The sequence below is a fragment of the Nakamurella sp. genome (assembly GCF_048594475.1).
Lineage (GTDB): Bacteria > Actinomycetota > Actinomycetes > Mycobacteriales > Nakamurellaceae > Nakamurella.
Genome location: NZ_JBMDXT010000393.1, coordinates 1 through 5,827 on the forward strand (window position 1 = coordinate 1; position 5,827 = coordinate 5,827).

Annotated in this window: 6 protein-coding genes; 3 read left to right on the forward strand and 3 right to left on the reverse strand. The window is 72.3% G+C overall.

Features of this window, described 5'->3' with window-relative positions:
• The 3 genes from ACOJUF_RS17760 to dnaA all read right to left on the reverse strand — a co-directional run.
• A partial coding sequence (locus ACOJUF_RS17760; RefSeq protein ID WP_420123150.1) for an NADP-dependent phosphogluconate dehydrogenase occupies positions 1-621 on the reverse strand: 621 nt, incomplete at its 3' end.
• A 31-nt stretch (positions 622-652) separates the two neighbouring features.
• Positions 653-1,876, reverse strand: a complete 1,224-nt coding sequence (dnaN, locus tag ACOJUF_RS17765) for a DNA polymerase III subunit beta (protein WP_420123151.1) — start codon at positions 1,874-1,876, stop codon at positions 653-655.
• A gap of 696 nt (positions 1,877-2,572) precedes the next feature.
• The gene (gene dnaA, locus ACOJUF_RS17770) at positions 2,573-4,261 is read right to left on the reverse strand and encodes a chromosomal replication initiator protein DnaA (RefSeq protein WP_420123152.1); all 1,689 of its coding nucleotides are present in this window, start codon (positions 4,259-4,261) and stop codon (positions 2,573-2,575) included.
• Positions 4,262-4,729: 468 nt separating this feature from the next.
• Between dnaA and rpmH the strand changes: the two genes are divergently transcribed.
• The 3 genes from rpmH to yidD are packed head-to-tail and all read left to right on the forward strand — an operon-like array spanning position 4,730 to position 5,719.
• Complete coding sequence (gene rpmH, locus ACOJUF_RS17775; RefSeq protein ID WP_030427886.1) at positions 4,730-4,867, forward strand: 50S ribosomal protein L34; 138 nt, start codon at positions 4,730-4,732, stop codon at positions 4,865-4,867.
• A 22-nt stretch (positions 4,868-4,889) separates the two neighbouring features.
• Positions 4,890-5,282 carry a ribonuclease P protein component gene (gene rnpA, locus ACOJUF_RS17780; RefSeq protein ID WP_420123153.1) on the forward strand — a complete coding sequence of 131 codons (393 nt, stop codon included), beginning with the start codon at positions 4,890-4,892 and terminating at the stop codon, positions 5,280-5,282.
• Positions 5,279-5,719, forward strand: a complete 441-nt coding sequence (gene yidD / locus ACOJUF_RS17785; RefSeq protein ID WP_420123154.1) for a membrane protein insertion efficiency factor YidD — start codon at positions 5,279-5,281, stop codon at positions 5,717-5,719. The genes rnpA and yidD overlap by 4 nt, the downstream gene beginning before the upstream one ends.
• Positions 5,720-5,827 lie beyond the last annotated feature (108 nt).

The following is a 5,827-nucleotide window of genomic DNA, read 5'->3' on the forward strand; positions in this document are numbered from 1 at the left end:
GCCGTGCTGCCACGAGGCCATCACCGCGTCCGGGTCGGTCACCCAGTCGACGGCCTTCATCAGCTCGTAGCCTTCGCCGTAGGCCTGCATGATGCCGTACTCGATGCCGTTGTGGACCATCTTGACGAAGTGCCCGGCGCCGACCGGGCCGGCGTGCACGAAGCCGCCGGCCGGCGGCTTGAGCGAGTCGAAGATCGGTTGGGCGACCGCGACCGCGTCCGTCTCCCCGCCGACCATCAGCGCGTAGCCCTCGGTCAGGCCCCAGACCCCGCCCGAGACGCCGCAGTCCAGGTAGCGGATGCCCTTCGGGGCCAGCGCGGCGGCGTGCGCCTGGTCGTCGACGTACTCGGAGTTGCCGCCGTCGATGATCACGTCGCCGGCCGCGAGCAGCTCGCCGAGCGCGGCGACCGTGGCCCGCGTCGGTTCCCCGGCCGGGACCATCACCCAGACCACCCGCGGCGACCCGTCCGTGCCCAGGGCCGCGACGAGCGCCTCGAGCGAGTCGACGTCGCGCGGCGAGGCCGGGCTCCGGTCGAACCCGACCACCTGGTGGCCGTCCTGGCGCAGCCGCTGCGCCATGTTGCCGCCCATCTTGCCGAGACCGATCAGTCCGAGCTGCATGGTGACCCTTCCGGAGGATGCGAGTGGGTGGTCAGCCGGGCAGGCGTGCCGGCATGACGAGGTACCGGTACGCCGGGGTGGCGTCGCCCACGCCGTCGGCGTCCACGTCCGGCGAGCCGGTCGCGGCCGCCTCGCCCGCATCGGACGCCGCGTCGCCGTCCGACGCGGCAGCGGGCACCGGCACCAGCAGGGCGGGCCGGGCCGAGGTGGTGAACGAGATGCGGACCCGCTCGGCGTGCACCACGCCCAGGCCGTCGAGCAGGTAGGTCGGGTTGAACGCGATGAGCAGTTCGTCCCCGTCGACGTCCGCGGGCAGGTCCTCCTCGGCCCGTCCCTCGTCGTCCCCGCCGGCTGTGAGCGTCAGCGAGCCGGCCCCGACCTGCAGCCGCAGGTGGTGGCCGCGGTCGGTGACCAGGGCGACGCGCTTGATCGACTCGCCCAGCGCGGCGACCGGCACCTCGACGCTGGTCGTGTGCGAGGTGGGCAGCAGCGAGCGGTACTTGACGAACTCGACGTCCAGCAGCCGCACCGTGGTGCGCCGGTCCCCGGCCTGCAGGCCCAGCAGGCCGTCGCCGAGGGCGACGGTGACCAGCTTGGCGCCGCCGAGCGTCTTGGCCGCGTCGGCCAGCGTGCGGGCCGGCACGAGCACGGCGGTGGACAGCTCGGCCCGGTCCGGTCGCCAGCCGAGCTCGCGGACGGCCAGCCGGAACCGGTCGGTGGCGGACAGGGTCAACCGGTCGCCGTCGATCTCGATGCGGATGCCGGTCAGCATCGGCAGGGTGTCGTCCCGGCCGGCCGCGATCACGGTCTGGGCCACGGCCTCGGCGAACTCGCCGGCGTCGACCGAGACGGAGGCGTCGGGCATCTGCGGCAGCGGCGGGTAGTCCTCCACGGGCATGGTCGGCAACGTGAACCGGGCCGACCCGGCGACGATGCTGACCTTGGGCCCGATGACGGCCAGGTCGACCGGCTTCGCCGGCAGCGCCCGGGTGATCTCGGCGAGCAGCCGGCCGGAGACCAGGACGCGGCTGGTGCCGGCCCCGGACGCCGGGTCGGCGTCGAGCTCGTCCAGCGAGTCGACCGACAGCGTGGCCCGGGTCGAGACCTCGTAGTCGAAGCCGGCCACGGTCAGCGTCGAGCCGTCGACCTCGAGCAGGATGCCGCCGAGAACCGGCACCGGTGGGCGGGCCGGCAACGACTTGGCGACCCAGGCGACGGCGTCGGCGAGATCGTCGCGGGCGACGCGGAACTTCATCGAGACCTCCATGAGTCGCGTCCGGGCGATCCAGGTGCGGGCAGGGGACGGGCGGCCGCCGGTGCGGCGGCGGGCGGGCGGGTCATCACCGGGACGTGACCGGGTGAATCACAACGTTCGCGGGCCGGGCGCAGGCAGGGCGTCCACCGTACGACCAGCGACCGGCGGCCGGCGCGGCGGGGGTGTGATTCGCCGATCCATCCCCAAGCCTGTTGTTCAAAGGATCTCCTGAAGAGAAATATCCAGTAGCAGTAGTAAGCGGTGTGGACGGTGTGGATCGGGGCCCGTCCCCGCAGGCGGCGTCGCGTGTCGCGGACGTGGACAGCACGGGGACGGCAGGCGGAACGACTGCGGGCCGGTGTGGACGGCCGGCGGCGAATTCTTGTTGTCCCCGCCCTGTCCCCGGCTGTCCACAGAGTTGTCCACAGATTGTGCATGGTTGTCCGAGGAGGGTGCCGGGGTCGCCGGGGTCGCCGGACGGGTGGTCGCCGGGCCGGACCGGCCCCGTGCGCATGTCGTCGGGCGGTCGCGTCGACCGGGCGCGGTCGGGCCCGCCCGGGAGGCGGCGGGATCCTGCCGGGGTGGTCTGCGCGGGCCACGACGATGTGCCGAGGCCGAGCCGGCAGGTGGGTCGACAGCGGGGCCGGGTGGGGCCCGTCCGGTGACGCGGCGGGCGCCCGGCGGGCCGGCCGGACGTCACCGGCGGCCGCGCTCCCGGATCCGTGCGGTGAGTTCCTGGACGTGGTCATAGGTCTGCCGACGCTCGGCGAGTTCGGTACGGATCTTCTTCGTCGCGTGCATGACGGTGGTGTGGTCGCGGCCGCCGAACGTCGCCCCGATCTTGGGCAGCGTCAGGTCGGTGAGCTCGCGGCACAGGTACATGGCGATCTGCCGGGCGGTGGCGATCTGCTTGGTCTTGATCGGCCCGCACAGCTCGTCCAGCGTCACGTCGAAGTACTCGGCGGTGACGGCCATGATCGTGGCCGCGTCGATGTCGTTGGAGACCGGGTCGCGGATCAGGTCCCGCAGGACGATCTGGGCCAGGGCGAGGTCGACGGCCTGCTTGTTCAGCGAGGCGAACGCGGTGACCCGGATCAGGGCGCCCTCGAGCTCCCGGATGTTGCGTTCGATCCGGCTGGCGATGAACTCCAGGACGTCGTCGGGGGCGTTCATCCGGTCCAGGGCGGCCTTCTTGCGCAGGATCGCGATCCGCGTCTCCAGCTCCGGCGGTTGGATGTCGGTGATCAGACCCCACTCGAAGCGGGTCCGCATCCTGTCCTCCAGCGTCTCCAACCGCTTGGGCGGCCGGTCCGAGGAGATGACGATCTGCTTGTTGGCGTTGTAGAGGGTGTTGAAGGTGTGGAAGAACTCCTCCTGGGTGCCCTCCTTGCCCTCGAGAAACTGGATGTCGTCGACCAGCAGGACGTCGACGTCGCGGTAGCGGCGCTGGAAGGCGACCTTGCGGTCGTCCCGCAGCGAGTTGATGAAGTCGTTGGTGAACTCCTCGCTGGAGACGTACCGCACCCGCATCCCGGGGAAGAGCCGCTGGGCGTAGTGGCCGATCCCGTGCAGCAGGTGGGTCTTGCCCAGCCCGGAGTCGCCCCAGATGAACAGCGGGTTGTACGCGACCGCGGGCGCCTCGGCGACGGCCACCGCGGCGGCGTGCGCGAATCGGTTGGACGAGCCGATGACGAACGTCTCGAAGCTGTACTTCTCGTTGAGCCGGCTCTGCGCCGTGCTCTGCGGGGCCTGGTCCCGGCGGGTCTGGTAGGTCGGCCAGATCTCGGTGACGGTGGCCAGGCCATCCACGTCGGGATCGGCGCCGACCCCGGTGAAAGCGGGTTCGGCCGCGGGGTCGGCGAGCGGATCCAGCGCCGCGGTGCCGTCCTGGCCGTCGTACTCGTCCCGACCGTCGAAGTCGTCCCGGCCGTCCGCGGTGTCGCCGCGGGACCCGGCGTGCGGGTAGGCGGGCAGGGGGCGGCCACCCGAATCGGGTCGGTAGGCATCCGCCCGGCCCCGCGGACCCGGGCCGACCGGCCGTCCCCCGTTGACCGTCCCGGCCGGTGCGGATCCGATGCCCTGGTCGCGGGGGTACCGCCGGTCGGGGGCCGGCGCGACGGGCTCCTCGGACACGGTCACCGCCAGCTTGATCGGCAGGCCCAGGTGGCGGGAGAGCGTGCTGGCGATCGCGTCCCGCAGGCTGCGCTCGATCGCCTCCTTGGCGAATTCGGACGGCGCGGCGAGTAGCGCGGTCGAGCCGAGCAGGCCGACCGGTTGGGTCAGGCCGAGCCAGGCCTTCTGCTGTTGCGACAGCGTCGGTTCAAGGTCCGCCACCACCAACTGCCACACGGGGAGCAGGAGGTTGTCGCTGTCCTCGGAACTCACTCGGTGCCCCTCATCCCGGTCCTGCCCCCGTACGTCATCCACAGAAGTTGTCCACAGGTGTGGGCAACTCCGGGAGGATAGTCAACGGCCCGCGCCACTCAGACGTGGCGCAGATAGGTCTTGCTCCGGGGGGCTCGGCGATCCCGAGCGGTCGAGGCAGGGACGCTAACAACTTTCGCCGCCTTGCCACAAGGCCGGACGGCAAGCAAGGAGGCGGGACGGCGTGTCGCGATCTTGGACCGGCCGGCCGCCGGAGCCGCTGCCGCCCGGGTACGGATCGGACGTGGGCGGGCGCGTTTGACCGCGGCACCGGGCGTTCCGTACCCTGAACTGTCCCGGTGATCGCCGGTCGGTTCGTGCTGCCCTGAGGCCCGCACGGACGCGCTGTCCGGCGCGGTGGGTCCGACCTGCGAGAACGGACGCAGTATGGGTGCCACCAGTCGTTTTCCGAAGGAGGAGTAGATAGCCGTGAGCAAGCGCACGTACCAGCCGAACAACCGCCGCCGCGCGAAGACCCACGGCTTCCGTCTTCGGATGCGCACCCGCGCGGGCCGCGCCATCCTGGCCGCCCGCCGTCGCAAGGGTCGCGCCGAGCTGTCGGCCTGACGGTCGTCCGGCCGGACGCGCGATGCTTCCTTCCGGCAGCCGGCTGCACACGTCCGACGAGTTTTCCGCCGTGGTCCGTACGGGCCGCCGGTCGGCGTCGGGAAGTCTGGTCGTCCACCTGCTGATCTCCCCGTCCGGGTCCTCATCCGGCCGGGGATCGCGGGTGGGTTTTGTCGTGTCCGGGAAGGTCGGCAACGCCGTGGTCCGGCACCGGGTGACCCGGCGGCTGCGCGTGCTGGTGCGGGCGCTGCTGGCTGAGTGGCCGCCCGGCACCGACGTGGTCGTCCGCGCGTTGCCGGCCGCGGCGACGGCCGGGAGCACCCAGCTCGGCCGGGACCTGCGGGTGGCCGCGGCGAGCGCGCTGCGCAAGGCGCGCGGGTCACGACCGGCCGTCCCGGTGGGGGGCGCCGGATGAGGATCACCCGGTGGCCGGCGGAGGTGCTGGTCGCGCCGATCCGCTTCTACCAGCGGTTCATCACCCCGTACACGCCGGCGACCTGCCGGTACTACCCCACGTGCAGTGCCTACGCGGTGACCGCGCTGCGGACCCGGGGCGCGCTGGTCGGCACCGCGCTGACCGTGTGGCGGCTGCTGCGTTGCAACCCGTGGAGCGAGGGCGGGATCGATCACGTCCCCGCGCACGGCTGGCGGCGGGAACCTGCGCCGCCACCGGGAAGTTCCACCGAGGCCGAGCCGGCGGCCGGCCCCGGGCCCACCGTCTCGGCGCCGACTCCGGCCCGCGACACCGCCGTCCCTGCACCAGCCGCACCACCCGCCGGGAATCCGGCAGACTTGTCCGGTCCCCCGTCATCGGGTGGGCCGGGCACAACGATCAGGAGATTCGCCGCGTGACATTCAACTTCTGGTCCCTGGACTACATCTACTACCCGGTGTCCGGGATCATGTGGATCTGGCACAAGGTCTTCGGGGCGGTGTTCGGGCCCGACCAGGCCGTGACCT

Coding starts and splice junctions, on each gene's coding strand:
- dnaN (WP_420123151.1), bottom strand. CDS start 1,876: ATGAAGTTCCGCGTCGCCCGCGACGATCTCGCCGACGCCGTCGCCTGG.
- rnpA (WP_420123153.1), top strand. CDS start 4,890: ATGCTTCCTTCCGGCAGCCGGCTGCACACGTCCGACGAGTTTTCCGCC.
- yidD (WP_420123154.1), top strand. CDS start 5,279: ATGAGGATCACCCGGTGGCCGGCGGAGGTGCTGGTCGCGCCGATCCGC.